The organism is Microbacterium arabinogalactanolyticum (genome assembly GCF_030268005.1).
Classification (GTDB): Bacteria; Actinomycetota; Actinomycetes; order Actinomycetales; family Microbacteriaceae; genus Microbacterium; species Microbacterium arabinogalactanolyticum.
Window position 1 is genome coordinate 389,476 of the sequence record NZ_BRZC01000003.1, and the last position, 25,832, is coordinate 415,307.

At 70.0% G+C, this 25,832-nt stretch carries 22 protein-coding genes; 9 read left to right on the forward strand and 13 right to left on the reverse strand.

Going from position 1 to position 25,832, the window contains the following annotated elements; translation table 11 throughout:
• Nucleotides 1-26: 26 nt before the first annotated feature.
• From MIAR_RS04190 to MIAR_RS04225, 8 genes are all read right to left on the reverse strand, one after another.
• Nucleotides 27-1,616, reverse strand: a complete 1,590-nt coding sequence (locus MIAR_RS04190; RefSeq protein ID WP_285631772.1) for an AMP-binding protein — start codon at nt 1,614-1,616, stop codon at nt 27-29.
• A gap of 52 nt (nt 1,617-1,668) precedes the next feature.
• A complete protein-coding gene (locus MIAR_RS04195; protein ID WP_285631775.1) occupies nt 1,669-2,340 on the reverse strand; it encodes a response regulator in 672 nt (223 codons plus the stop codon).
• On the reverse strand, nt 2,337-4,850 hold the full coding sequence (locus MIAR_RS04200; protein WP_285631778.1) for a DUF4118 domain-containing protein: 2,514 nt from the start codon (nt 4,848-4,850) through the stop codon (nt 2,337-2,339). Before MIAR_RS04200 ends, MIAR_RS04195 begins: the two co-directional genes overlap by 4 nt.
• Entirely contained in the window at nt 4,850-5,473 is a 624-nt protein-coding gene (kdpC, locus tag MIAR_RS04205) for a potassium-transporting ATPase subunit KdpC (protein WP_285631781.1), read from the reverse strand. Before kdpC ends, MIAR_RS04200 begins: the two co-directional genes overlap by 1 nt.
• A gap of 21 nt (nt 5,474-5,494) precedes the next feature.
• Nucleotides 5,495-7,657: a potassium-transporting ATPase subunit KdpB gene (gene kdpB, locus MIAR_RS04210; protein ID WP_285631784.1), complete on the reverse strand. Its 2,163-nt coding sequence runs from the start codon at nt 7,655-7,657 to the stop codon at nt 5,495-5,497.
• A 1-nt stretch (nt 7,658) separates the two neighbouring features.
• Complete coding sequence (gene kdpA, locus MIAR_RS04215; RefSeq protein ID WP_285631787.1) at nt 7,659-9,335, reverse strand: potassium-transporting ATPase subunit KdpA; 1,677 nt, start codon at nt 9,333-9,335, stop codon at nt 7,659-7,661.
• Nucleotides 9,335-9,424 carry a potassium-transporting ATPase subunit F gene (locus tag MIAR_RS04220; RefSeq protein ID WP_285631790.1) on the reverse strand — a complete coding sequence of 30 codons (90 nt, stop codon included), beginning with the start codon at nt 9,422-9,424 and terminating at the stop codon, nt 9,335-9,337. Before MIAR_RS04220 ends, kdpA begins: the two co-directional genes overlap by 1 nt.
• A gap of 268 nt (nt 9,425-9,692) precedes the next feature.
• Entirely contained in the window at nt 9,693-11,777 is a 2,085-nt protein-coding gene (locus MIAR_RS04225; protein WP_425561626.1) for an APC family permease, read from the reverse strand.
• Nucleotides 11,778-11,839: 62 nt separating this feature from the next.
• Between MIAR_RS04225 and MIAR_RS04230 the strand changes: the two genes are divergently transcribed.
• Complete coding sequence (locus tag MIAR_RS04230; RefSeq protein ID WP_285631792.1) at nt 11,840-12,895, forward strand: VanZ family protein; 1,056 nt, start codon at nt 11,840-11,842, stop codon at nt 12,893-12,895.
• A gap of 10 nt (nt 12,896-12,905) precedes the next feature.
• Here MIAR_RS04230 and MIAR_RS04235 read toward each other — a convergent pair whose 3' ends face one another.
• Nucleotides 12,906-13,835, reverse strand: a complete 930-nt coding sequence (locus MIAR_RS04235) for a siderophore-interacting protein (RefSeq protein WP_285631794.1) — start codon at nt 13,833-13,835, stop codon at nt 12,906-12,908.
• A gap of 29 nt (nt 13,836-13,864) precedes the next feature.
• On the opposite strand from MIAR_RS04235, the gene MIAR_RS04240 reads away from it, so the two are divergent.
• The 3 genes from MIAR_RS04240 (at nt 13,865) to MIAR_RS04250 (ending at nt 17,875) form a co-directional block, all read left to right on the forward strand.
• The gene (locus tag MIAR_RS04240) at nt 13,865-14,728 is read left to right on the forward strand and encodes an ABC transporter ATP-binding protein (RefSeq protein WP_285631797.1); all 864 of its coding nucleotides are present in this window, start codon (nt 13,865-13,867) and stop codon (nt 14,726-14,728) included.
• Nucleotides 14,729-14,807: 79 nt separating this feature from the next.
• Nucleotides 14,808-15,839, forward strand: a complete 1,032-nt coding sequence (locus MIAR_RS04245) for an ABC transporter substrate-binding protein (RefSeq protein ID WP_285631800.1) — start codon at nt 14,808-14,810, stop codon at nt 15,837-15,839.
• Entirely contained in the window at nt 15,836-17,875 is a 2,040-nt protein-coding gene (locus MIAR_RS04250; protein WP_285631803.1) for an iron ABC transporter permease, read from the forward strand. Before MIAR_RS04245 ends, MIAR_RS04250 begins: the two co-directional genes overlap by 4 nt.
• Here the strand turns inward: MIAR_RS04250 and MIAR_RS04255 are convergent, their stop codons facing one another.
• Nucleotides 17,876-18,481, reverse strand: a complete 606-nt coding sequence (locus tag MIAR_RS04255; RefSeq protein ID WP_285631806.1) for a DUF998 domain-containing protein — start codon at nt 18,479-18,481, stop codon at nt 17,876-17,878.
• Nucleotides 18,478-18,915, reverse strand: coding sequence for a MarR family winged helix-turn-helix transcriptional regulator (locus tag MIAR_RS04260; protein ID WP_285631809.1), 438 nt, complete (start codon nt 18,913-18,915; stop codon nt 18,478-18,480). The genes MIAR_RS04255 and MIAR_RS04260 overlap by 4 nt, the downstream gene beginning before the upstream one ends.
• Before the next feature lie 171 nt (nt 18,916-19,086).
• Here MIAR_RS04260 and MIAR_RS04265 point away from each other — a divergent pair, with 171 nt between their 5' ends.
• The 3 genes from MIAR_RS04265 (at nt 19,087) to MIAR_RS04275 (ending at nt 22,004) form a co-directional block, all read left to right on the forward strand.
• The gene (locus MIAR_RS04265) at nt 19,087-19,980 is read left to right on the forward strand and encodes an intradiol ring-cleavage dioxygenase (RefSeq protein WP_285631812.1); all 894 of its coding nucleotides are present in this window, start codon (nt 19,087-19,089) and stop codon (nt 19,978-19,980) included.
• A gap of 129 nt (nt 19,981-20,109) precedes the next feature.
• The gene (locus tag MIAR_RS04270; protein ID WP_285631815.1) at nt 20,110-21,213 is read left to right on the forward strand and encodes a hypothetical protein; all 1,104 of its coding nucleotides are present in this window, start codon (nt 20,110-20,112) and stop codon (nt 21,211-21,213) included.
• A 122-nt stretch (nt 21,214-21,335) separates the two neighbouring features.
• The gene (locus MIAR_RS04275; RefSeq protein ID WP_285631818.1) at nt 21,336-22,004 is read left to right on the forward strand and encodes a GTP pyrophosphokinase; all 669 of its coding nucleotides are present in this window, start codon (nt 21,336-21,338) and stop codon (nt 22,002-22,004) included.
• Nucleotides 22,005-22,111: 107 nt separating this feature from the next.
• Here MIAR_RS04275 and MIAR_RS04280 read toward each other — a convergent pair whose 3' ends face one another.
• Entirely contained in the window at nt 22,112-23,326 is a 1,215-nt protein-coding gene (locus tag MIAR_RS04280; protein WP_285631820.1) for an amidohydrolase, read from the reverse strand.
• Between the two features lie 260 nt (nt 23,327-23,586).
• Here MIAR_RS04280 and MIAR_RS04285 point away from each other — a divergent pair, with 260 nt between their 5' ends.
• Together MIAR_RS04285 and MIAR_RS04290 are read left to right on the forward strand one after the other, a co-directional pair.
• Nucleotides 23,587-23,790: a cold-shock protein gene (locus MIAR_RS04285; RefSeq protein ID WP_285631824.1), complete on the forward strand. Its 204-nt coding sequence runs from the start codon at nt 23,587-23,589 to the stop codon at nt 23,788-23,790.
• Nucleotides 23,791-23,921: 131 nt separating this feature from the next.
• Nucleotides 23,922-25,112: an MFS transporter gene (locus MIAR_RS04290; RefSeq protein WP_285631827.1), complete on the forward strand. Its 1,191-nt coding sequence runs from the start codon at nt 23,922-23,924 to the stop codon at nt 25,110-25,112.
• Here the strand turns inward: MIAR_RS04290 and MIAR_RS04295 are convergent, their stop codons facing one another.
• Nucleotides 25,113-25,754, reverse strand: coding sequence for a TetR/AcrR family transcriptional regulator (locus tag MIAR_RS04295; RefSeq protein ID WP_285631830.1), 642 nt, complete (start codon nt 25,752-25,754; stop codon nt 25,113-25,115).
• Nucleotides 25,755-25,832: the final 78 nt, after the last annotated feature.

Sequence of the window (25,832 nt, forward strand, 5' to 3'; positions counted from 1 at the left end):
CATAGAACCTACACCGCCGTCGGCGCTCAGCGCCCGGCCAGCAGCTGCACGGCCATCTCGCGCATCTCGACCTTGCGCACCTTGCCCGTGATCGTGATGGGGAACGCGTCGACCAGGTGCACGTACCTGGGGATCTTGAAGTGCGCGAGCCTGCCGGTCGCGAACGTCCGCACGTCCTCGGCGGTCAGCGCGGAAGCGCCGGGCCGCAGCACGATCCAGGCCATCAGCTCCTCGCCGTACTGCTCGTCGGGAACTCCGATCACCTGCACGTCCTGCACGTCGGGGTGCGAGTACAGGAACTCCTCGATCTCGCGCGGGTAGATGTTCTCGCCGCCGCGGATCACCATGTCCTTGATGCGGCCGACCACCTGCAGCCGTCCGTTCTCGTCCATGGTCGCCATGTCGCCGGTGTGCATCCAGCGCCCTGCGTCGATCGCCTCGGCGGTCTTCGCGGGCTCGTTCCAGTAGCCGAGCATCACCGAATAGCCGCGCGTGCACAGCTCCCCCGGAACGCCCAGAGGCACCACCTGGCCGTCCTCATCGATGATCTTGACCTCGACGTGCGGCATCACCTGTCCGACCGTCTGCGTGCGGGCCGCGACGTCGTCGTCCATCTTGGTCATGGTCGACACGGGCGAGGTCTCGGTCATCCCGTAGCAGATGGCCACCTCGCGCATGCCCATCTCCGTCATGGTGCGCTTCATCGTCTCAACCGGACACGGTGAACCCGCCATGATCCCGGTGCGCAGCGACGAGAGGTCGAACTCCGCGAAGCGAGGATGGGCCAGCTCGGCGATGAACATGGTCGGCACTCCGTAGAGCGAGGTGATGCGCTCATCCTGCACGACCTGCAGCGTGATCTCGGGGTCGAAGCCCGGCGCCGGCAGTACGGCGGCGGCGCCGTGCGAGTGCGCTCCGAGGATGCCCATCACCATGCCGAAGCAGTGGTACAGCGGTACCGGCAGGCACACTCGGTCCTGCTCGGTGTAGGCGATGCCCTCGCCCACGAAGAACCCGTTGTTGAGGATGTTGTGGTGCGTCAGCGTCGCGCCCTTCGGGAACCCGGTGGTGCCCGACGTGTACTGGATGTTGATCGGGTCGTCGAAGGCCAGGGCATCCGTGTCCTCGAACGCGGGCGCCGCGTCGATCAGCTGATCCCAGCGATCGGTGCCGATGAACAGCGTCTGCTCGCAGCCGATCTCGGCGAGCATCTCGGCGTACTTCGACGTGCGGTACTCGACCGCGCTGACGATCAGCGCCATCCCGGACTGCTCGATCACGTACTTCACCTCATGCGTGCGATACGCGGGGTTGACGTTCACCAGGATGGCGCCGATCAGCGCGGTCGCGTACTGCGTCAGCACCCACTCGGCGCAGTTCGGCGCCCAGATGCCGACCCGGTCGCCCTTGCGGATGCCGAGCTCGCGCAGCGCCGAGGCCAGGCGCTCGCTGTCGTGCAGCAGCTGCGCGAAGGTCCAGCGGCGGCCGGATGCCGAGTCCACCAGAGCCTCTCGCTCGCCGAAGCGGGCCGTCGTCTCACGCAGCATCCCGCCGATCGTCTGGCCGAGAAGCGGGGTCGTGCTGGTTCCGGATGCATAGGAAGCGCCATTGCTCATCGCATCAGGATGCTCCCGGGCCGGCTACCCGTCCACCCCCGTACGGGGGTGATCAGCGCACCAGCCGGTAGCCCATCCCCTGCTCGGTGAGCAGGTGCACCGGATGCGCGGGATCCGCCTCGAGCTTCTTGCGCAGCTGCGACATGTACAGCCGCAGGTAGCCGGTGTCGGCGACCTGATCCGAGCCCCATAGCTCGCGCAGCAGCTCCTGCCGGGTGACGAGTGCCTCGGGATGCCGGGCGAGGTGCTCCAGCATCCGCCATTCCGTCGGCGTCAGATGCACGCGCGTCCCGGCGCGGGTGACCGACTTGACGGACAGGTCGACGAACACGTCACCGAAGGCGACGGTCGCCTCGCCGGACTCGGCTGCGGCGCGGCGCGACAGCGCGCGCAGCCGGGCGAGCAGTTCGTCGATCTGGAACGGCTTGGTCACGTAGTCGTCTGCGCCGGCATCCAGCGCCTCCACCTTGTCGGCCGAGCCGGTTCGGCCCGAGACGACGATGATCGGGATGGCGGTCCATCCGCGCAGCGCCTGGATCACCTGCACGCCGTCGAGGTGCGGCATCCCCAGATCCAGCAGGACGATGTCGGGATGGGTCTGCGCGGCCGCGGCGATCGCGCCGGGGCCGTCGACGGCGGCGACCACCTCGTACCCGTGCGCGGCGAGCGTGATCCGCAGCGCGCGCACCATCTGCGGGTCGTCGTCGGCGACCAGCAGCTTCATGAGACGACCTCGGGCTCGGACGGGGCCACAGGCAGGGCGATGACCATCGTCAGGCCTCCTCCCGGCGTGTCCTCGGGGGTCAGCGTACCGCCCATCCCCTCGGTGAATCCGCGGGAGAGGGCCAGGCCCAGGCCGAGCCCGATCGTGTTGTCGGAGTCGCCGAGACGCTGGAACGGGGCGAACATGGTCTCCTGCCGGTCGGTGGCGACCCCGGGGCCGCGATCGATGATGCGGATCTCGGCGACCGCGCCCAGTCTGCTGGTGGTCACCAGCATCCGGCTCCCCTCGGGGGAGTGCCGGCGCGCGTTGGCGATCACGTTCACCAGCACGCGCTGCAGCAGCACGGGGTCGGCGAGCAGCGGCGGCAGATCCGGGTCGAGGTTCAGGTCGATCTCGGACGGGCCCGAGCCCAGCTCGTCGATCGCGGAGAGCACGGCATCCGCGGCGTCCACGGGGCTGAGCGAGACCGCCAGCACGCCGGCCTCGACGCGACTGACGTCGAGCAGGTCGGTGACCAGGCGGGTGAGCACCGACAGGCTCTCGTCCGCGGTGGCGAGCAGCTCGCCACGGTCGGCGTCGCTGAGCCGTCCCGCGCCGCGCAGCCCGCCGATCGCGGCCATCGCCGCGGCCAGCGGTCGACGGAGGTCATGGCTGATCGCCGAGAGCAGCGCTGCCCGCACCTGGTCGGTGGCGGCCAGCACCTCGGCATGGCGGGCCGCCGCAGTCAGCTCGGTGTGCTCGATCGCCGCAGCCAGCTGGGCGACGATCGCATCCAGCAGCCGGCGAGCCGGCGCATCGAGCTCGTCGCCGTGGAGCTCCAGCACGGCCCGCGGTCCGCCCTGCTGCTCGCCGACGGGCACGAGGACCGGAGCCCGATCCGGCAGCGGTTCGCCGTCCGTGGCGAGCACCGACCCGTCCGGTGCGATCAGCCGCACCCCGCTCAGCCCGAACGCCTCGCGGGCGCGGCTCACCAGCGCCAGCGGGGCGCTCTCCCCACGCACCACGCTGCCGGCGACGGTGGCCAGCAGCTCCGCCTCGGCCGACGCCCGCCGTGCCGCCCGTGCCCGCCGGGCCGCCTGGTCGACGACGATGCTGACCAGCACGGCGATGATCACGTACAGCACGAGCGCCAGCGCGTGCAGGGGCTCGGCGATCGTGATCGTGAACAGCGGCACCACGAACAGATAGTCCAGGGTCAGGCCCGAGAGGACGGCCGCGAAAAGGGCCGGACGAAGCCCGCCGATCAGGGCGACGATCACCACCAGCAGCTGGTAGGCCAGCACGTCCGAGGTGATCGACTCCTCCGTCCGCAGCGAGAACAGCAGCCAGGACAGCAGCGGTCCGCCGACCAGGGCGACCGCCCAGCCGAGCACCTGGCGGCGCCATCCCAGCGCGCCGCCGGAGACGCGCGGCAGGGTGAGCCGGCCGCCGGCCGCGGAGTGGCTGACGATGTGCACGTCGATGTCGCCGGAGCTGCGGATGATCCCGGCGCCGATCCCCGGACCGGTGAGCGCTGCGGCGAGCCGGCCGCGCCTGCTCACCCCGATCACCAGCTGGGTCGCGTCGACCGACTGCGCGAACTCGACCAGGGTCGCGGGGATGTCGTCGCCGACCACCTGATGGAACGTGCCGCCCAGAGAGGCGACGAGCTGCTGCTGGGAGCTGAGCGCGCCGGGGGTCACCGTGCGCAGGCCGTCCTGGGTCGACACATGGACCGCCATCAGCTCGCCGCCGGCCGAGCGGGCTGCGATCCTGGCTCCCCGCCGGATGAGCGTCTCGCCCTCCGGACCCCCGGTCAGGGCCACGACGACGCGCTCCCTGGTCTGCCAGGCGGAGTCGATGCCGTGCGCCTCGCGATAACTGCGCAGCGCGCTGTCGACCTCGTCGGCCAGCCACAGCAGCGCCAGCTCGCGCAGCGCCGTGAGGTTGCCGAGCCGGAAGTAGTTCGACAGCGCGGCATCAACCCGCTCCGCCGGATACACCTGCCCAGCCGAAAGCCGGTCGCGCAGGGACTGCGGGGCCAGATCCACGACCTCGATGTCATCCGCGGCGCGCACCACGGCATCCGGCACGGTCTCCTGCTGCGCCACCCCGGTGATCTTCTCGACCACATCGTTCAGCGACTCGATGTGCTGCACGTTCACGGTCGTCAGCACGTCGATGCCCGCGTCCAGCAGCTCAACCACATCCTGCCAGCGCTTGGCATTACGGGAGCCGGGCGCGTTGGTGTGCGCGAGCTCGTCGATCAGCGCGACCTCGGGTGCCCGGGCGAGCACGGCGTCGACGTCGAGGTCCGTCAGCTCCACGTCGCGATGGCGGATGCTGCGCCGCGGCATCGTCTCCAGTCCTGCCACCTGTCCGGCGGTCGCGGAGCGCCCATGGGTCTCGACGATCCCGATCACGACATCGCGGCCGGCCGCGGAGAGCTGGTGCGCTTCGGCGAGCATCTCGTAGGTCTTGCCGACACCGGGCGCTGCGCCCAGCAGCACCCGCAGCCGCCCGCGTGCCATCAGCCCTCCTCGCTGCTCGAGAGCCGGTCGAGGGCGAGGTTCAGCTCCAGCACGTTCACGCGCGGCTCGCCCAGGAATCCGAGGTCCCGTCCTTGGATCCTAGACTCCACCAGTGCGTGCACGGCGGCGGCGGTCAGCCCGCGCGCGTCTGCGACGCGTCGCACCTGCAGCAGCGCGTACTCCGGGCTGATCTGCGGATCCAGGCCCGAAGCGGATGCCGTGAGGGCATCCGGCGGGATCAGTGACGGGTCGACGCCCTCGAACGCCGCGATCGCGGCGCGGCGCTGCCGGATCTGCGCCAGCAGGTCGGGGTTGGAGGGGCCGAGGTTGCTCCCGCCGGATGCCATCGCGTCATAACCGTCCTGGCCGGACGCCGAGGGCCGGGACTGGAAGTACTGCGGCAGAGGCGTGCCGTCCTCGGCGGTGAAGGCCTGCCCGATCAGGGCGCTGCCGACGGCCTTCCCGTCGACGGTCACGACGGAGCCGTTCGCCTGCGCGGGGAACGCGAGCTGCCCGATCCCGGTCACGGCCAGGGGGTACAGAATGCCGAGCAGCACGGTGAACACGAGCACGGCGCGCACGGCGACGAGCGCGGTGCGACCGGTGGTGCGGAGATTCGACATGGGAGTCCTTTCCTCGCCCGGTCAGAAGCCGGGGATGAGGCTCACGACGAGGTCGATGAGCTTGATGCCGATGAACGGGGCGATCACGCCGCCCAGGCCGTAGATCAGCAGGTTGCGCTGCAGCATCTGCGCCGCGCTGGCCGGACGATAGGTCACGCCGCGCAGTGCGAGCGGGATGAGGAACACGATCACGATCGCGTTGAAGACGATCGCGCTGAGCACGGCGGATGCCGGGGAGTGCAGCTGCATGATGTTCAGCACGCCCAGACCGGGGAACGCCGTCATGAACATGGCCGGGATGATCGCGAAGTACTTGGCGATGTCGTTCGCGAGCGAGAACGTGGTGAGCGCACCGCGGGTGATGAGCAGCTGCTTGCCGATGCGCACGATGTCGATCAGCTTGGTCGGGTCGGAGTCGAGGTCGACCATGTTGCCGGCCTCCTTCGCCGCCGAGGTGCCGGTGTTCATCGCCACGCCCACGTCGGCCTGCGCCAGCGCCGGAGCGTCGTTGGTGCCGTCCCCGGTCATCGCGACCATCCGGCCGCCCTCCTGCTCGCGGCGGATCAGGGCGAGCTTGTCCTCCGGGGTCGCCTCCGCGAGGAAGTCGTCGACTCCGGCCTCCTTCGCGATCGCCGCGGCGGTGAGAGGGTTGTCACCCGTGATCATCACGGTGCGGATGCCCATCGCCCGCAGTTCGTCGAACCGCTCGCGCAGGCCGTCCTTGACGATGTCCTTCAGGTGGACGACGCCGAGGATCCTGGCAGCCGGGGCTGCCGAGTCCTTCGAGGGGCCGGCGGTCGCCACCACCAGGGGCGTGCCGCCGCTCGCCGCGATCTCGTCGGCGCAGCGTGCGGCCTCGGCAGAGGCATCCGCGGCATCCGCTCCCTGCGACTCCAGCCAGGCGCGGATGGCCGAGCCGGCGCCCTTGCGTATGACCGTCCCGTCGGGCAGGTCGATCCCGCTCATCCGGGTCTGCGCCGTGAACGGCACCGACACCGCACCCTCCGGCGAGGAGACCCGGATGCTGCGGGCGGCCGCCAGCTCGACGATGGAGGCGCCCTCGGGGGTCGGGTCGGCGAGCGACGACAGTGCGGCTGCACGCAGCAGCTCTGCGGCGTCCGTGCCCGCGACGGGACGCACGTCGTCGGCGCGGCGGTTGCCGTAGGTGATCGTGCCGGTCTTGTCGAGCAGCAGGGTGGACACGTCGCCGGCGGCCTCGACCGCGCGCCCCGACATCGCCAGCACGTTGCGCTGCACCAGCCGGTCCATCCCGGCGATCCCGATCGCGCTGAGCAGGGCGCCGATCGTGGTCGGGACCAGGCACACGAGCAGGGCGATCAGCACGGGGATGCCGACCGGCGAGGCGACGTAGCCGGCGAGCGGGTTCAGCGCCAGCACCACCACGAGGAACACGATCGACAGGCTCGCGAGCAGGATGTTCAGCGCGATCTCGTTGGGCGTGCGCTGCCGGTTCGCGCCCTCGACGAGCGCGATCATCCGGTCGACGAACGTCTCGCCCGGCTTCGAGGTGATGCGCACGACGATCCGGTCGGAGAGCACGCGGGTGCCTCCGGTGACGGCGCTGCGGTCACCACCCGACTCGCGGATGACGGGCGCGCTCTCGCCCGTGATCGCCGACTCGTCGACGGTGGCGATGCCGGCCACGATGTCGCCGTCCCCGGGGATCGGCTCGCCGGCCTCGACGATCACGACGTCGCCGAGATGCAGTTCGGACGAGGCGACCTCCTCGGTGGAGGCGTGCTCTGCCAGCGGGTCGGCGGGGTCGTACGCCGTCACACGCCGGGCCGTGGTGGTGGTCCGGGTGCGGCGCAGGCTCGCGGCCTGTGCCTTGCCTCGTCCCTCGGCGACGGACTCCGCGAGATTGGCGAACAGCACGGTCAGCCACAGCCAGACGGCGATCCCCCAGGTGAAGCCCGCCGGGATGCCGGGCATCGGCGCCTGCAGGAAGGGTTCGGCGATCGCCAGTGCCGTGGTGAAGGCGGCGCCCGCCCAGACCAGCAGGATCACCGGATTGCGCAGCAGGAGCGCGGGGTTGAGCCGGCGCAGAGCGCCGGGGACGGCGGCGATCAGCTGGCGCCAGCCGAACGCGCGCGAGGGTGCCGCGGGCGCATCAGGATGATGCGCGTCGTCGTGGTGGTGGACGGGGGTGTCGGTGAGGGTCATGTCAGACCAGTCCTTCGGCGAGCGGCCCGAGCGTGAGCACGGGGAAGTAGGTGAGGGCGGTGATGACGATCGCCACCGCCAGGAGGAGCCCGATGAACAGCGGGCGGTGCGTGGGCAGGGTGCCCGTGGTGGCCGGCACGCTCCGCTGCTGCGCGAGGGCGCCGGCGAGGGCCAGCACGAGCACGATCGGCAGGAAGCGTCCCAGCAGCATCACGACGCCCAGCGACGTGTTCAGCCACGGCGTGTTCGCGTTGAGGCCCGCGAAGGCCGAGCCGTTGTTGTTCGCGGCCGAGGTGAAGGCGTAGAGCACCTCGCTCAGTCCGTGCGCGCCCGGATTCAGGATGCTGGTCTTCTCCACGTCCGCGCGGATGCCGGGGATCGCGAAGCTCAGCGCCGCGCCGCCCAGCACGAGCATCGGGACGACCAGGATGTACAGGCTCGCCAGGGTCATCTCCCGCTGTCCGATGCGCTTGCCCAGGTACTCGGGCGTGCGCCCCACCAGCAGCCCACCGACGAACACGGCGATCACGGCCAGCACGAGCATCCCGTACAGGCCCGAACCGACGCCGCCGGGGGCGATCTCACCGAGCATCATGTTCAGCAGCGGCATCATGCCGCCGAGCGGCGTGTACGAGTCGTGCATCGAGTCCACGGCACCGGTCGATGTGAGCGTCGACGCGCTGCCGAACAGCGTGGAGCCGAGGATGCCGAAGCGCTGCTCCTTGCCCTCCATCGCCGCGCCCGCCAGCTGCGGGGCCGCGCCTCCGCCCGCCGACTCGAGCACCGACAGCAGCGTCGTCGAGGCGAGGAACAGCACGCCCATCACCGACACGATCGCATAGCCCTGACGGTCGTCGCCGATGATCCGCCCGAAGGTGCGCGGCAGCGCGAACGGGATGGCGAGGATCAGCAGGATCTCGAACAGGTTGGTCCACGGCGTCGGGTTCTCGAACGGGTGGGCGGAGTTCGCGTTGAAGAATCCGCCGCCGTTGGTGCCGAGCAGCTTGATGACCTCCTGCGAGGCGGTCGGCCCGCCCGGGATGTGCTGGGTCCCGCCGGCCAGCGTGTGCACGTCGGCGACTCCGGTCAGGTTCTGCACCACACCGCCGGCGATCAGCGCGACGGCACCGAGCACGGCGATCGGCAGCATCAGCCGGATGGCGCCGCGGGTGGTGTCCACCCAGAAGTTGCCGATGGTGCCGGAGCCGCGGCGCGCGAAACCGCGCACCAGGGCGATCGCGACGGCGATGCCCACCGCCGCGGAGAGGAAGTTCTGCACGGCCAGCCCCGACGTCTGCACGACGAAGCCGACGGTCTGCTCGGGTGAGTACGACTGCCAGTTCGTGTTCGCCACGAACGATGCCGCGGTGTTGAACGCCAGGCCCGGTGGCACGGGCGGCAGCCCGAGCGAGTACGGCAGCAGCGACTGCATCCGCTGCAGCAGGTACACCGCCAGCATCCCGCCGACCGAGAACAGCAGCAGCCCGCGGGCGTAGGCCCGCCAGGTCTGCTCCGACTCGGGGTCGACGCCGAACAGCCGGTACAGCCCGCGCTCGATGCGCAGGTGCCGGGGGCTGGTGTAGACCAGCGCCATGGCATCGCCCAGCGGGCGGTACAGCAGCACCAGGATGAGCACCAGCGTGGCACCCTGCAGGATGCCGGCCGAGAGGTCGTTCATCAGAACCTCCCCGGGCGCACGAGGGCGACGAGCAGGTAGCCGATGGCCACGACGGCGAGGACCGCCGCGGCGATGGCGAAGGCGGTCAAAGCGACTCCACCCCCTTGGCGATCAGGCCGATGAGGACGAAGACCAGCGCGGTCAGCGCGAGGTAGATGAGATCGAGCACGTTCCGATCCCACTCCGGTCAGCGGGGGTCGGACGCGATCCTCACGGAATCCCTACGGCGCCGCCGCGGATCCATGCGCCGTGCTCACGGCCGGGGCTTCGGCGACGACTGCACCGAATGCCGTCGAGTGCACCACCTGCCGACGTCGGCAAACGGTGCACTCGACGGCAAGGGGCGCACTCGATGCGTCAGCCCTGGTCCGGGGGCCCAGCGGGCCGGTGCACGCGGCGCTCGCCACTCCGCTGGTCGCCGCCGTACAGGGCGAACGGCCGGCCGGCGCGCTCCTGGCCCGGAAGCGGGCGCGAACGGCGTCCGTAGATGAGCTCGGACGAGTCGAGCAGCCACGGCACGAGCGTGATCGAGACCCCGTGCACGAGCATCAGCTGGTTGGCCATCCGGCGGGAGCGGCGGTTGTGCAGCACCGACTCCCACCAGTGGCCCACGATGTACTGCGGCAGGTAGACCGTGACCACCGCGGGACCGTGCTTCTCGCGGTACTTGCGGATGTACTGCTCGACCGGCTGTGCGAAGGTGCGGTACGGGGAGTCCACGATCACCAGCGGCACGGGGATCTTGTACTCCTGCCACTGCCGCTGCAGCACCTGGCCGTCCTCGGGCGTGAGGGCGACGTGCAGCGCGATCGTCTTCTCGTGACGTGCGGCGATCGCATAGTCCAGGGCCTTGATGACCGGCTTCTGCATCCGGTTCACCAGCACGATCGCGACGTCGCCGCGCGACCCGAAGTGGGTCGTGTCCTCGATCGCGATCTCCTTCTCGACGTCGCGGTAGTACCGCTTGACGCCCAGCATCAGCAGAGCGAGCACAGGGATGGCGAAGAACACCATCCAGGCGCCGTGGGTGAACTTCGTGATGGTCACGATGATGAGCACGCTCACGGTCATCACGGCACCGAGGGAGTTGATGGACAGGCTCACGATGGCCGAGCGCCGCTCCGTGGCCACCTCGCTCAGCGGTCGGTGATGCGTCTCGCGCAGTACGCGCCTCCAGTGCCGCACCATGCCGATCTGGCCGAGCGAGAACGACACGAACACACCGATGATGTACAGCTGGATGAGGTTGGTGAGGTTCGCCTGGAACACCACCAGCACGACGACCGCGGCAAGACCCAGCAGGATCATGCCGTTGGAGAACACCAGCCGGTCGCCGCGGGTGTTCAGCGCCTTGGGGGCATAGCCCTCGCGAGCCAGCACCGAGCCCAGCAGCGGGAAGCCGTTGAACGCCGTGTTGGCGGCCAGCAGCAGCACGCACGCGGTGGCGGCCTGGATGATGAAGAACGGGATGCTGCCGGCGCCGAACGTTGCCGATGCGACCTGCGCCATCAGGCTCGGCTGGGGGTTGGAGCAGTCGAAGCCGACCAGGTCGCAGGCGTTCTCGGCGTACTTGACGCCCGAGATCAGCGCCAGTGCGGTGAGGCCGGCGAACAGCAGCGCGGCGATCGAGCCCATCATCGCCAGGGTGGTCTTGGCGTTCCGGATCTTCGGCACGCGGAACGCCGGCACGCCGTTCGATACGGCCTCCACGCCCGTCAGGGCGGAGCATCCGCTGGAGAACGCGCGCAGGATCAGCAGCACCATCGCCGCCTGGCTGAGGCTCTCGGCCTGCACCGTGTACGCCGCGCTCGCCGCCACAGGGGCGTCGCCGAGCAGCATCCGCACCAGTCCGGTGCCGATCATCACGACCACCGAGCCGATGAACACGTACGTCGGGATCGCGAAGACGGTGGATGCCTCGCGCACGCCGCGCAGGTTGACGATGACGATCAGGATCACGAAACCGACCGCCAGCTCCACGCGCCATGGGTTCAGCCCTGGTACCGCCGAGATGATGTTGTCGACGCCGGACGCGATCGACACGGAGACGGTGAGGACGTAGTCGACGAGCAGCGCGGCAGCGACGATCACCGACGGCACCTCGCCGAGGTTCTTCTGCGTCACCTCGAAGTCGCCGCCGCCGGAGGGGTACGCCTTGATGATCTGGCGGTAGCTGAGCACGACCACGATCAGCAGCAGCACGACGGCCGCCGCGACCCACGGGCTGAGCGTCAGGAACGCCGTCCCGCCGATCAGCATGATCATCAGCATCTCCTGCGGCCCGTAGGCCACCGAGCTCAGCGCGTCGGACGCGAAGATCGGCAGGGCCATGCGCTTGGGGAGCAGCTGGTCGTTGACCTGCTCGGTCGTCAGCGGGTCGCCGAGAAGGATGCGTTTGGCGAGTTGCGGGGCATCCGTGTTCTCGCGTGCGTCGTGTGCCACGACGGGCGAGAATACGCCTGCGCGAGCGGCCGTGCAACACGGCGCCCGTAGACTTTATTCCGATGAGCCAGCAGGTGATGTCCGGAGCGATCGCGATCGGCATCGGCGTACTCGTCGGCATCGGCCTCTTCGTGCCGTTCGTGGCGATCAGTTACCGTCGCCGCGGGCGGCTCAGCCCGGTGCGACTGCTGATGTGGCTGGCCGCGCTCATCTACTTCTGGGCGATCTGGACGTATACGCTGCTGCCGCTTCCGGAGCCCTCGTCGATCCGCTGCGTCGGGGCGATCACCGACCCGATGTCGGTGGTGCGGGACGTGCAGCAGGCGCTCGCCGCGCCGGGCAACCCCCTCACGCATCCGGGCATCCTGCAGCTCGCGTTCAACGTGCTGCTGTTCGTGCCGCTGGGCTTCTTCCTGCGCGTGCTGGGCGGACGGGGTGTCATCACGGCCCTGCTCGTGGGCCTCGGCCTGTCTCTGTTCATCGAGACCACGCAGCTGACCGGGGTCTGGGGCATCTATCCCTGCGCGTACCGGTTCTTCGACGTCGGCGACCTGATGACCAACACGACAGGCGCCCTGCTCGGCTCGCTCTTCGGGCTCGTGGTGCCTCGGGCGCACCGTGGTCTGTCCCGTGCGGCGGATGCCGGGATGCCGCGCCCCGTCACCCGTGGGCGCCGAGCCCTGGCGATGATCTGCGACGGGCTCGGCTTCTTCCTGGTCTCGGCGACGCTGGGCGTGGGGATGCAGCTGTTCCTGGAGTACGTGGTGCGCGATCGGACCGCCGTGCTGGACGGGACCCTGTCGGAGCTGGTCGGCACGGGCGGTGCGGGGGCGTTCTGGCTCGCGACGATCCTGGCGACCGGCCGCTCGGTCGGAGACCTCGCGGTGGAGCTGCGCTATGACGGAGCGCGGATGCCTCAGCCGGTCGCGCGTCTGCTGCGCTGGGTCGGCGGTGTGGCCGGGGTGTCGACGATCGGGCTGATCGGCGGGATCGCCGTGCCGCTGACGAGCGCCGCGATGTTCGTCGCGTGCGTGATGTTCTTCTTCACCCGTCGGGGCCGTGGACTGCCCGGCATCCTCTCCGGCCAGTACCTGACCGACGCCCGCTCCCCGCGCTGAGCGGCTGAGGTCAGGATGCCTCGGCGCGGCCGCGGCGCCAGTAGCCCATGAACGCGATCGAGTGACGGTCGATGCCGAGATCGCGCACCAGGTGGCGCCGCAGCGCGGTGATCGTGCCGGCCTCGCCGGCCAACCACGCGTACTCGCCGCCTGACACCGTCTCGGGAACCTCCCAGAGGATCTCATCGGACGCGTCTGCCCTGTCGTCCTCGTCGAGCGCGTGGATGGGCTCCGCGCCGTGAGCGGATGCCGATGATGCGCCGCGCCTGCGCCCCCAGGCGTGCACGGCTGCGCTCAGCCGCACACCGTGCGCGGTCGAGCCGCGGCCCAGCCAGCTCACACGGATCCCCTCGGGAGCAGTCAGGGGAAGGGCATCCGCTTCGGACGGCACCTCGATGCACACCTCGCCGGTGATGTGCGCGGGAAGTGATTCGACGATGGAGCAGATCGCGGGCATGGCGGTCTCGTCGCCCGCGATCAGCACGGAGGTCGCGTCTCCCGGCTTCCATTCGATTCCCCCGCCCTGCTCGCCCGAGCGGGAGTCCGGGCCGACGACGAACAGCGGATCGCCGACCTGGGCACCCGTCGCCCAGGCGGAGGCCGGGCCCTCGGTGCCGTGCAGCACGAAGTCGACATCGATCTCGCGGTCGGCGGGACGCGGGGAGCGGATCGTGTAGGTGCGGATCGGATTGCGCTGCTCATCGGGGAGTTCGCGCCAGCGCCGGTACCACTCGGTCATGCTCTGGGTCTCGTCGAACTGGCCGACGTCGGTGATCGTGCCGTCCGCGAAGGGGATGATCAGCTTGATGCGCTGATCCAGGCCGTCTGTGCCGAAATGCGCCAGGTCGTCGCCGGTCAGGGTGACGCGCGTGAAGCTCGGCGTCAGCTTCTGGATGCGGGCGACGGTGGTGCGGAAGGTCCGGTAGGGGTGGTGGCTCACCACTTCAGCATAGGTTAGGCTCTCCTAACGTGACCACTCCGAAGGAATCATCCGAGGCCCGCACGGACGAGCTGCACGGCGAATCGCTCGCCCTCAGCTACGGCCGCAACCGGGTGGTGCACGAGGTGTCGCTGCACCTGCGCCCCGGTGTCGTCACCGCTCTGATCGGACCCAACGGCAGTGGCAAGTCCACGGCGCTGCGCGCCCTGGCCCGGCTGCACCGGGTCGACGAGGGGATCGTCCGCGTGGTCGACGACCGGGGTGAGCGCGACGCTGCGGCACTCTCGGCCAGGGAGTTCGCCCGCACGGTCGCGATGCTCTCGCAGTCCCGCCCGCACCCCTCCGGGCTCGAGGTGCGCGACGTCGTCGCCTACGGCCGGCATCCGCATCGCCGGAGGTTCGCCGGAATGACCGATGCCGACCGGGATGCCGTCGCCCAGGCGCTCGAGCTCACTGGCCTCGACCACATGGCGCAGCGCGCCGTCGACGAGCTCTCCGGCGGGGAGCTGCAGCGCGTGTGGCTGGCCACCGCCCTCGCGCAGGACACCGGCATCCTGCTGCTGGACGAGCCCACCAACCATCTCGACCTGCGCTATCAGGTCGAGACCCTCGACCTGATCTGCGACCTGGCCGACCGCGGCACCGCCGTGGGCGTGGTGCTGCACGACCTGAGCCACGCGGCATCCGTCGCCGACGAGGTCGTGCTCATGCACCGCGGCCGCGTGCACGCCTCGGGGCTCCCGCACGAGGTGCTCACGTCCGAGAACCTCACCGAGGTGTACGGACTGCCCATCGACGCCGACCACGACCTGCGCACCGGCCGGGTGCGGGTCTCTCCGCGCGGCAGGCATCACGACCGCGCGCGGCGCGGCCTCGCCGCGCTCTCGGTCTGATCTCCCGCAGCAGCATCGCCGCGCACCTTCCCTGTACCCGATTCCCCGACCCCGACCCCGACATCCCGGAGCCATCCTGATGAACAAGCCCCTCGCCGCCCTCGCCACGCTCGGCGCTCTGACCCTCGCGCTCACCGCCTGCGGCACCACCACGGCGGCCCCCGCGCCCACCGACGCGAAGACCTCCACGGCGAGCGGCGTCGGCTGCGCCGACGACAGCACCTCCACCTCCACCAAGCCGGTCGAGCTGACCGACGCGCTGGGACGCACCGTCAAGCTGGAAAAGCCTGCCGCGAAGGTCGCCGTGCTCGAATGGCAGCAGATCGAGGACGTGCTGTCGCTGTGCCTCACGCCGGTCGCGGTGGCGGATGCCGACGGCTACCGCACCTGGGACACCGCCGAGGAGCTGCCGAAGGACGTCAAGAGCGTCGGCACCCGTCAGGAGCCCAACCTCGATGCGCTGTTCGCCACCGAGCCCGACCTCGTGATCGTCGAGGCGGGCACCCGCGACGACGCGATCATCACGCAGCTGGAGAAGTACGGCGTCCCGGTTCTCAGCACCACCGGCGCCGACGCGAAGGACCCGATCAAGCAGATGCTCGCGACCTTCGACCTGATCGCGCAGGCGACCGGCCGCACCGAGCGCGCCGACGTCGTCAAGGACGAGTTCGAGAAGAAGCTCGCCGAGGGCGAGAAGGCCGTCGCGGGTGCCTCCCTGGAAGGTGCGCCCTTCGTGTTCTTCGACGGCTGGGTCGACGGCGGCAACGTGTCCCTGCGCCCCTTCGGACAGGGCTCGCTGATCGGCGAGCTCGGTGAGCGGCTCGGGCTCGAGAACGCCTGGACCGGCGAGGTCGATCCCGCCTACGGTCTGGGCCAGACCGACATCGAGGGCATGACCACGGTCGGCGACGCCATGCTGCTGCACACCGGAACGGCCGATCCCGACTCGGAGAGCTTCATCGACGCGGCGGCCAAGAACCCCGCCTGGGCCTCGATCCCCGCCGTGAAGGACGGGCGCATCCACGCGTTCCCCGCGGGCATCTGGACCTTCGGCGGACCCCGCTCCGCCGAGCAGATCGTCGACGCGTACGTAGCCGTCATCACCAAGTGACCGAGGCGCGTCTGGACACGCTCGCCGGGGGCGTGACGCCCCGCCGGGGCGCCGTGCCCGCGGCGGGCGTGCTCCTCGCGCTGCTCGTCGTCCTGGTCGCGGTGTCACTGTGGCATCTCACGCAGGGCACCAGCGGAGCGGTGTTCGCGGACACCGATGTGCTGTTCGGCTCGCGGATGCCGCGGCTGGCGGCGGGGATCGCGGTGGGGGCCGCCCTCGGCGTCGCCGGGCTGCTCATGCAGTCGCTCGCGCGCAACCCGCTCGCCTCGCCGGACACGCTCGGCGTGACCGCCGGCTCGTACTTCGCGGTCACCGCGGCGACCGCGTTCGGGGTGAGCATCCCGTTCTGGGCATCCGGCATCGTCGCCTTCGCCGGCGGGCTCGCCGCCGCGGGCATCGTACTGGGGCTGGCGGGCGGCGCCGCATCGTCGACCACCCGTCTCGTGCTCGCCGGGTCCGCACTGGCCCTGGCGCTGCAGGCCGGCACCTCCACGCTGCTGGTGCTGTTCGAGGAGGAGACCAAGGGGCTGTTCGCCTGGGGCAGCGGCAGCCTGTCCCAGCTGGGCATCCAGGCGTTCCTGCGCGCGGCGCCGGTGATCGTGGTCGCCATCGCGCTGGCCCTGGTGCTGACGCGGCGCCTCGATGTGCTCGCCCTCGGCGACGACACGGCATCCTCCCTGGGCGTCCCGATCCGCTCCACGCGGGTGATGGGCATCCTGCTCTCCGTGCTGCTGACCGCCGCCGCGGTCACGCTGGCGGGCCCTATCGGCTTCGTCGGCCTCTGTGCGCCGGTGCTCGCCCGACTGCTGTCCCGCGTCTTCCCCCTGCTCACCAAGCACGTGCTGCTCATCCCGGCGACCGGACTCATCGGCGCGATCGTCGTGATCGGCGCCGACGCCGTGCTCCGCGCGATCATCGGCGCCGAGGGAGCGATCGCGGTGCCCACAGGTGTCGCGACCACCCTCCTCGGCGCGATCGTGCTGATCGCGATGGCCCGCCGGCTGCGCGACGCGGGCCCGACACGCCGCCCGCCCGGCATCCGCTTCGGGGTGCGCAGCACCCGCCGCTTCGCCGTCGTGCTGACCGTCGGCGTCGCGCTGCTCGCCGCCGTCATCCTGGTCGGGATGCTGGTGGGCGCCACGCCGCTGCTCACCGGCGACATCCTGCTGTGGATGCAGCACCAGGCGCCGCCTCTGGTCTCCTTCGCCCTCGACGAGCGCTCGCCGCGGGTGATCGCCGCCGTGGTCGCGGGTGCCGCTCTCGCGCTGGCCGGCACCATCACCCAGGCCGTCAGCCGCAACCCGCTCGCGGAGCCGGGGCTGCTCGGGATCACGGGTGGCGCGGGCCTCGGCGCCGTGCTGGTGGTCACCAGCGTCGCGGCCTCCACCTTCGGGATGATCGCCGCCGCGATCGCCGGTGCGCTGCTCGCCTTCCTGCTCGTGTACTCGCTGTCGTGGAGGGGCGGCCTCAGCGCGGACAGGTTCATCCTGATCGGCATCGGCGTCTCCTACGGAGCGACGGCGCTGACCACGTTCGTTCTGCTGCGCTCCAACCCGTGGGACACACCGAAGATCTACACCTGGCTGTCGGGCACCACCTACGGGCGGCTGTGGGAGCAGGTGATCCCGCTGGCGATCGTGCTGGCCGTCGCGCTGCCGTTCGTGATCGCTCAGCGTCGCGAGCTCGACATCGTCGCGATGGACGAGGACACGCCTCGACTGGTCGGAGTCCGGCTCGAGCGGGCCCGGCTCGGTCTGCTGGGTGCTGCTGCTCTGCTGGCGGCGCTCAGCGTCTCGGCGGTCGGGGTGGTCGGCTTCGTGGGCCTGGTCGCACCGCACGCCGCCCGCGCACTGGTGGGGGCGCGGCACAGCCGCGTGATCCCGGTGTCGGTGGTGCTCGGTGCGGTGCTTGTGGGGACGGCGGATGCCATCGGACGCACCGTGCTCGCGCCGGCGCAGCTGCCGGCCGGACTGGTCGTGGCCCTGATCGGCGCCCCGTACTTCGTCTGGCTGCTCTGGCGCTCGCGCGACGCCTGATCACCCCACGAGGAGGAGTCCGACGGCGACGCCGAGGTAGAACAGGTTCACCGAGAGGATGAACACCCGCTCGGAGATCCCGAACACCCACGTGCGGAGCTTCTTCACGACGAGCACGATGACGCTGACCGTCAGGGAGGCGGCGGCGATCCAGGAGATGACCGTGAGCGTCACGGCCAGCCACTCCGGAACCAGGGCGGAGAAGAGGCGGGTGAAGTTGCCCATGCACGCGTAGCTGATGGCGAACCAGGCGATCGCGAGCAGATAGTGCAGGCGCCCGATGAGCGACGCCTTCTCGCCCTCGAGATCGGTGGGGACGAACGGCAGCACCAGGAAGATCAGGGCCAGGACGGCCAGGGCGACGGCGATCCCCGTGGCATCCGCCCAATCGTTCAGGCCCGTGGCGACGGCGGCCGCGAGCAGCCCCCAGAACGGCACGGTGACCCAGGTCATGATGCTGCTGAGTCTTCTCGTGCTCCCCACGGCGTAGTCGCTGACCGCGTGCCGGACGGGGGAGTACTCGTTCCTGATCACGTGGAGGCTGACGAAGATCGCGAGGCGGGCGAGTCCGCAGACGGCGGCTGCCGCGGCGAGGAAGAAGGTCATGGACGGTCCTTTCCGGAGGGGGCGCGCACGGTGCGGACCTCGTCATGGAGGGCGCGGATGGTGGCGGCCAGAGCGGCCGGATCGATGCCGATGGCGCGGGCGTTGTCGTCGACGGAGCGTCCCAGCAGCCGGCCGCAGTGCTGGGCCCTGTCGACGCCACGCGGGGTGAGATGAAGCTCTCGACGGTTACCGGTACGAGGGCCGGCCTGGTCGGTGATGAGGTCGTCGGCGAGCAGAGCGCGGACGATCCCGCTGCCCGCCGCCTCGGTGACGCCGACGGCCTGCGCGAGGATGCGCCCGGTGACGCCAGGGTGCTCGCCGAGGATGACGAGAGCGACGTACTGGTTGTAACTGAGGCCCTCGGGCCTGAGGATCTGCTCCGCCCATCTGTCGAGCGTGCGGACCAGATCGTGCAGTTCGTAGGCGAGGTCCATGGCACTAACTTAACGACTTAAGTTAGTGCCATGCAAGCCCCGATCTGCGAAGCCGCTCATTCGATTCGCACAGGTTGCTCACGGCGTCCGCTGAGCATCCTCCTGCATCGGTCATCGGCCGTGCTGGTTGCCTCGGAACGTGGGCGGCCCGCCCGACGAGAGGACGAGAACATGAGCACCGAGACCACCGACCCCCGCTGGCTGGACGAGAACGGCCACGAGATCGATGAGGACCATCGCGGACTCGTCTACGACATCCGCACCCTGATCGACCGCCGTCGGATGCTGGGCATCTTCGGCGGCATCGCGGCGACGACGCTGCTCGCGGCCTGCGCGCCGACCACATCCGCGTCCACGGGATCGGGATCGGGCGGATCGGCCGCTCCGCCGCAGGGCGCTCCGGGCGGCGCGCCGGCCGCGGAGGACGACGGCGACCTGCTCGAGGGTGAGGTCCCGAACGAGACCGCAGGGCCCTACCCCGGCGACGGCTCCAACGGGGTGAACGTGCTCGACGACTCCGGCATCGTGCGCAGCGACATCCGTTCCAGCTTCGGCTCGTCGACCACCACGGCGAAGGGCGTGCCGCTGGAGGTGGTGCTGACCGTCCGCGATGCGGCCACCGGCAAGGCGATGGCGGGCGCGGGCGTCTATCTGTGGCACTGCGATCGCGACGGGAACTACTCGCTCTACTCGGATGCCGCCAAGGACGAGAACTATCTGCGCGGCGTGCAGGAGACCGATGACACGGGCACGGTGCGCTTCACGTCGATCTATCCGGCCTGCTACTCGGGCCGATGGCCGCACATCCACTTCGAGGTCTACCAGGACGTGGCCACAGCCGTCGCCACCGGACCGATCGTGAAGACCTCGCAGATCGCGCTGCCCGAGGAGACCAATGCCAAGGTGTACGCCACGGCAGGCTACGAGAAGAGCGTGCGCAACGCCTCGCAGGTGACGCTGAAGAGCGACATGGTGTTCGGCGACGACGGCGGTGTCCTTCAGGTGGCGACCATGACCGGGGGAGTCGACAAGGGCTACACCGCGGCACTATCGATCGCGGTCTGACCGAGCGGAAGGGCGCGCGGCGGAAACGGGTTGCCCGAGACTCTCAGCTTTCTCCTAGAATGTCGGGGGCGTCGGAGGGCGGCGCCGCACACGACCCGCACGCTGCGGGCTGAGGGGGGAACTTTCTCTATGACTGCAATCGCAACCCGCGCGCGTCTGACGGTGGTCGCCGTCATCGCGGGCCTGATGATGGTCGTCGGGGCCGCAGCGCCCGCGATGGCCGACACGACCGATGACCTGAACAAGGTCGACTCTGCGCTGAGCACCGCCGCCGAGGAGTTCGGCGCGGTCTACTCCGACCAGTCCGCACCGCTCGAGGACATCGCCACCGCCTCGAAGAAGTTCCAGGCCGCCGCCGAGACCGCCAAGAGCGAGTTCACCAAGGTCGCGCAGAAGGCCGACAGCGGAAGCGCCGCGTTCGCCAAGGAGTTCGCAGGGGAGGCCGGCGACATGGCCGCCGCCGCCGGCGCGCTCTCCGACGCGATCAGCGCACAGGACCAGAGCGCCGCGCAGCAGGCCGATGCCGATCTCGGTGCCGCCGTCGACGCGTACAGCGCGACGGTCGACAAGTACAACGAGTACGTGAAGAACCAGCCCACCTCGAACCCCACGCTCATGGTCTGGCTGATCCTGCTCATCGTCGCCATCGTCATCCTGGTGCTCGCGCTGGTCTTCGCGCTGCTCACCCGCAAGCAGCAGGGTCTGCTGGAGCCCAAGGTCGACAAGAAGGGCAAGGTCTCCCAGTCGTCGCTGAAGAAGATGCGCTGGATGGTCGTGCTGTGGGCCGCCGTGTTCGTGGTCGGCGCCGCCATCCCGTTCTTCCAGGTGCTGTTCGCCAAGCCCGACGCCAACGGCGAGTTCCGCTACACGGTCTTCTGGTACCCGCTCGCCGCGGGTGTCATCCTGACCGTGGTCAGCGTGATCCAGTACTTCGTCGCCGCCTCCAAGGTGAAGAAGCAGGGCTCCGCGCTGGCGTACGACGCCAACGACCCGTCGACGCACGGCGCCCTCGCGCAGAGCCTCAACTACCAGCCGGTTCCGCCGGTCGACGGTGCGGCTCCGCAGTACGCTCCGGTCGCCCCGCAGGCGGATGCCGCCGCGCAGGGCGCCCCGGTTCCGCCGGCCGCTCCGGTCGAGGGCGCTCCCGCCGCTCCTGAGGCTCCCTCGGCCCCCGCCGAGGCGGCTCCGGCTGCGCCCGAGGCTCCCGCCGACCCGGCTGCGCCGAAGGCCTGACGCACTGCTCCGGATGCCGGGGACGCCGCTGACGCGGCATCCCCGGCATCCGTCGTCTCCGGGCCCATCTCGATACTGCAGCGTCCAGCCCATTCCGAACCGCACGGCGTAACGTCGAGGGCATGAGCACGGTGCCTGTCGACGAGGTCGCGATCGCCCAGGCGAAGCAGCTGCGGGATCAGTTCCAGCGCTTCCTCCGCGAATACGAGTTCGGCATGCGCGAGGTCGAGACGAAGATCTCGATCCTGCGTGACGAGTTCACCCACATGCACGCCTACAACCCGATCGAGCACGTCTCGAGCAGGCTGAAGTCACCGGACGGCATCGTCGAGAAGGTCGCTCGCAAGGGCATCGACCCTGACTTCGACGTCATCCGGCGGGAGATCACCGACATCGCCGGCGTGCGAGTCACCTGCAGCTTCGTCACGGATGTGTACCGCCTGTTCGAGCTGTTCACCCGGCAGGACGACATCACCGTGCTGATGGTGAAGGACTACATCGCCGAGCCCAAGCCGAACGGGTACCGCAGCCTGCACGCGATCGTCGAGGTGCCCGTCTTCCTGTCCACCGGCGCGATCCCCGTTCCCGTCGAGGTGCAGTTCCGCACCATCGCGATGGACTTCTGGGCGAGCCTGGAGCACAAGATCCACTACAAGTTCGACGGGCGTGTTCCCGCCCACCTGGTGCAGAGCCTGACCGAGGCGGCCGATGCCGCCGGCGAGCTCGACCTGCGCATGGAGCGCCTGCACCGCGAGGCCCTCGAGATCAACCACCGGGTGATCGAGGCCTGACGCCCGGCATCCGGCGCGCCCTTCTGAAGGACGATCGACGTTCTGAAGGATGACGCCGCCTGGGATCTCCTTCAGAACGTCATCCGTCCTTCAGAGGCGACGCTCGCTCAGTCCAGGAACTCCCGCGCAGCCGTCACGAGGGCCTTCACGCCCACCTCGATGGTCGGGTGGATGACCGGGGCGAAGAACGGTGAGTGGTTGGTCGGGATGTCGTGGTCGACCGAGTCGTTCTGCACGGCCGCCGCGAAGACGGCCGGGTCCACGCCGCCCCAGAACCAGAACACCAGCGGCACTCCCGCATCCCGTGCGAACCAGGACACGTCCTCGCTGCCGGTGATCAGGCCGGTGTCGATCACGGCCTGCTCGCCGAACGCCGCCTGGAACGCCGCGGTCGCCCGCGCCGTGGCATCCGCGTCGTTGATCGTCGCCGGAAGCGTGTGCAGCGTCGAGATCTCGGGGTCGCGTTCGGCACCGGATGCCGCGGCTTCGGCGCGGATCACGCGCTCGACCTTCTTCAGCACCTTCTCGCGGGCCGCGTCATCGGGGTAGCGCAGGCTGAGCTCCAGAGTTGCCTCCGCCGGGATGATGTTGTTCTTCGTGCCGGCGTGCACGGCACCGACCGTGACGACCGCCATGCCCGTCGGGTCGACCTCGCGCGAGACGATCGTCTGCAGGCGCATGATCGTCGCGGCCGCCATCACGACCGGGTCGATCGTGGAATCCGGCCGCGAGCCGTGCCCGCCCTGGCCGTGCAGGACGACGTGCAGCCCGTCGGATGCCGACATCTGCGGTCCGGGGCGCAGGCCGACCGCGCCCGCCGGGAGCGGCCCGACGTGCTGACCGAGCACGATGTCCGGCTTCGGGAACCGGTCCAGCGCGCCGTCGTCGAGCATCGCGCGCGCACCGGCGCCCAGCTCCTCCGCCGGCTGGATCACGACGACCAGCGTGCCCTGCCACTGATCCCGCTCCGTCACGAGCTGCTCGACCGCGCCGATCATGGCGGTCACGTGCATGTCGTGGCCGCAGGCGTGCATCACGCCGGCCTCGTTGCCGTCCGGATCGATGCCCGTCGCCTCCGAGGCGTAGGGCAGACCCGTCTCCTCGGTGACGGGCAGGGCGTCCATGTCGGCACGAGCCCATACGGTCGGCCCCTCGCCGTTGGCGAGCACGCCCACGACGCCTGTTCCGCCGACACCTTCGTGCACCTCCAGTCCGAGGTCGCGCAGATGGCCGGCGGCGATGCCGGCGGTACGGGTCTCCTGGAACGAGAGCTCAGGATGCTGATGGAGGTCGATGTACAGCGCTTCGAGGTCGATGCTCATGACGCTGAGCCTAGCCACCGGGGTCGGCTCGGCGGCAGGTACGCGTGGTACGGTTGCATGTCCTCCGATCCGGAGGCCCCGGTGATCTCTCACCTCGGCGACCGTCACCATCGCCCCATTCCATCTCGCACGCGGACACCGCGCATGCGACCGCAACGTTCATCCGCTCCCGTCCGGGAGGCGCGATCCGCGTCCGTCGGCTTTCCGCCGGGACGCACCCGGCCGTCTCGGCGGCCGTATCAACAGGAAGAAGAAAGCACATGGCCACTGGCACTGTGAAATGGTTCAACTCGGAGAAGGGGTTCGGCTTCATCGCGCCGGACGACGGCTCCGCCGACCTCTTCGCGCACTTCTCGGCGATCGCATCGTCGGGGTACAAGGAGCTCACCGAGAACCAGAAGGTGGAGTTCGAGGCCGAGCGTGGCCCCAAGGGCATGCAGGCGATGAACATCCGCCCGCTCTGAACCGATGCCACGAACCGGCCCGCGAGATCTCGCGGGCCGGTTCGTCGTATCCGGCGCGATTCGGCCGGCGACCGTTGTCCCGAAGGATCCGCTCGGGCCGGCACGGCCCCGGACTCTGGAAGGATGGATCGGTGACGAAGGATGAGACCCGCCCCGCCGGATTCGGCGCCCTGCTCTGGCTGGCGATGGCGACGTTCTCGATGGGCATCGACGGCTACGTCCTGGCGGGTCTCCTCCCCCAGATCGCGAAGGACCTCGACGTCTCCGAGCCCGCCGCCGGGCAGCTCGTCGCGGTGTTCGCGCTCACCGCGGCGCTGGCGGGTCCCGTGCTCAGCGCGCTGACCGGCGCCTGGGAGCGCAAGGGGATCATCTCCGCGTCGCTGGCCGTGTTCGTCGTGGGCAATCTCGTGATCGCGCTGTCCGTGAACTACGCCATGGCGATGGGCGGCCGCATCCTCTCCGCGATCGGCGGCTCGCTGCTGAGTGCGGTCGTGAGCGCCTACGTCCTCGCCAAGACCGCGCCGGAGCGCCGCGGGCGTGCCCTGTCGTTCGTGCTGGGCGGCTTCCTCGCAGCGACCGCCCTGGGCGTTCCGATCGGACTCGTCATCGGCCAGGAGGACTGGCGGCTGCCGCTGTACCTGGTCACCGGGGTCGGCGCCGTCGCGCTGATCGGCATCCTGGTGAACGTTCCGAGACTGCATCTGCCGGCGTTGTCGCTGCGCGAGACGTTGAAGCCGCTGGCCCGTCCGGCCCTTGTGGGCTCGATCCTCGTGGCCACCGGGATCATGTGCGCGAGCTACCTGTGCTTCACCTACGCCACCCTGATCTTCGGGCCGCGGGTCGGCGAGGGGCCGGCGATCATCGCGGCCATGTTCGGGTACGGCGTCGTCAGCCTGTTCGGCAACATCGTCTCAGGGCGCGCCACCGACCGGTTCGACCCGGTGCACGTGATCTCGCTGATCGTCGGCATCCTGATCGTCGTCGCGCTGCTCGGCACCGCGGGGCTGCTGCTCCCGGGTGCGGCCGGTGCGGTCGCGGCGTTCGCCTGGTTCTTCTGCTGCGCGTTCTTCAACGGCGGCTCCGGGGTCGCCCTGCAGTCGCGGCTGGGTGACCTGGCCCCCGACGCGATGTCACTGGTGCTGGCGCTGAACGGCAGCGGCATGCAGCTCGGCTCGGCGCTGGGAGGGATGCTGGGCGGCGCGCTGCTGGCATCCGGACTTCCCGCCGACGGGTTGGTGCCGGCATCCGCGGTGGTCCTCGCGGCGACGATGGTCCTGCATCTCATCGTGTCGCGGGCGAAACCCGCGGCGCGCACGGCCTGATCAGCGGCGGTAGGACTCCAGCGGGGGTCCGGGATGCAGCACGCCGTTGACGATCGCGGTGATCGCGAACTCGCTGGACTCACCGAGGTCGACGATCTCGGGATGCAGCAGCCATTGCAGCTGCAGGCCGTCCATGACCGCGAGGATGGCGGCGGCGGCGTGGGCGATCGTGTCGGAGTCGGTGACACCCTCCGCCCTGCACAGCACCTCGAAGGCCTCGGTGACCTCGCGGCGCAGCGTGATGTACCGGTCCTCGAAGTACTCCCGTCCCGGATGGTCGTCGGTCACCGATTCGGACGACAGCACGGTGTAGGCCTGCACGATGCCGGGGCGACGCTCGTTCGCGAACGCGGTGCGCACGAGGTGCAGGAACAGCTCGAGGCCGCCCGGGATGTGCTTGTCATCGAGATCGGCGACGTCGGCCTGGTCGCGATACGCCAGCACCTCGAGCAGCAGTCTCTGCTTGGAGCCGAAGTGGTGCAGCACGCCGGCGTGGGTCAGTCCGACCTGCTCGGCCACATCCGCGAGCGTGCCGTTGGTCGAGCCCTTGCTCCCGAAGATCTCGACGGCCGCGTTCAGGATCTCGATGCGCTTGTGCTGCGCCGCCCGGGTGCGGGGCGTGTCCTGTGTGGCCTTCGGCACGATGTCCTCCTCAGGGCGAGTGTAACGGTCTGATAATGCTCTCTTGAAAGCTTACTTACTAGTAGGTAACCTACCCTC

Excerpts from the sequence above, each read along its gene's own strand:
- MIAR_RS04190 (WP_285631772.1), bottom strand. The coding sequence starts at position 1,616 with ATGAGCAATGGCGCTTCCTATGCATCCGGAACCAGCACGACCCCGCTT.
- MIAR_RS04195 (WP_285631775.1), bottom strand. The coding sequence starts at position 2,340 with ATGAAGCTGCTGGTCGCCGACGACGACCCGCAGATGGTGCGCGCGCTG.
- MIAR_RS04200 (WP_285631778.1), bottom strand. The coding sequence starts at position 4,850 with ATGGCACGCGGGCGGCTGCGGGTGCTGCTGGGCGCAGCGCCCGGTGTC.
- kdpC (WP_285631781.1), bottom strand. The coding sequence starts at position 5,473 with ATGTCGAATCTCCGCACCACCGGTCGCACCGCGCTCGTCGCCGTGCGC.
- kdpB (WP_285631784.1), bottom strand. The coding sequence starts at position 7,657 with ATGACCCTCACCGACACCCCCGTCCACCACCACGACGACGCGCATCAT.
- kdpA (WP_285631787.1), bottom strand. The coding sequence starts at position 9,335 with ATGAACGACCTCTCGGCCGGCATCCTGCAGGGTGCCACGCTGGTGCTC.
- MIAR_RS04230 (WP_285631792.1), top strand. The coding sequence starts at position 11,840 with ATGAGCCAGCAGGTGATGTCCGGAGCGATCGCGATCGGCATCGGCGTA.
- MIAR_RS04245 (WP_285631800.1), top strand. The coding sequence starts at position 14,808 with ATGAACAAGCCCCTCGCCGCCCTCGCCACGCTCGGCGCTCTGACCCTC.
- MIAR_RS04255 (WP_285631806.1), bottom strand. The coding sequence starts at position 18,481 with ATGACCTTCTTCCTCGCCGCGGCAGCCGCCGTCTGCGGACTCGCCCGC.
- MIAR_RS04260 (WP_285631809.1), bottom strand. The coding sequence starts at position 18,915 with ATGGACCTCGCCTACGAACTGCACGATCTGGTCCGCACGCTCGACAGA.
- MIAR_RS04265 (WP_285631812.1), top strand. The coding sequence starts at position 19,087 with ATGAGCACCGAGACCACCGACCCCCGCTGGCTGGACGAGAACGGCCAC.
- MIAR_RS04270 (WP_285631815.1), top strand. The coding sequence starts at position 20,110 with ATGACTGCAATCGCAACCCGCGCGCGTCTGACGGTGGTCGCCGTCATC.
- MIAR_RS04275 (WP_285631818.1), top strand. The coding sequence starts at position 21,336 with ATGAGCACGGTGCCTGTCGACGAGGTCGCGATCGCCCAGGCGAAGCAG.
- MIAR_RS04280 (WP_285631820.1), bottom strand. The coding sequence starts at position 23,326 with ATGAGCATCGACCTCGAAGCGCTGTACATCGACCTCCATCAGCATCCT.
- MIAR_RS04285 (WP_285631824.1), top strand. The coding sequence starts at position 23,587 with ATGGCCACTGGCACTGTGAAATGGTTCAACTCGGAGAAGGGGTTCGGC.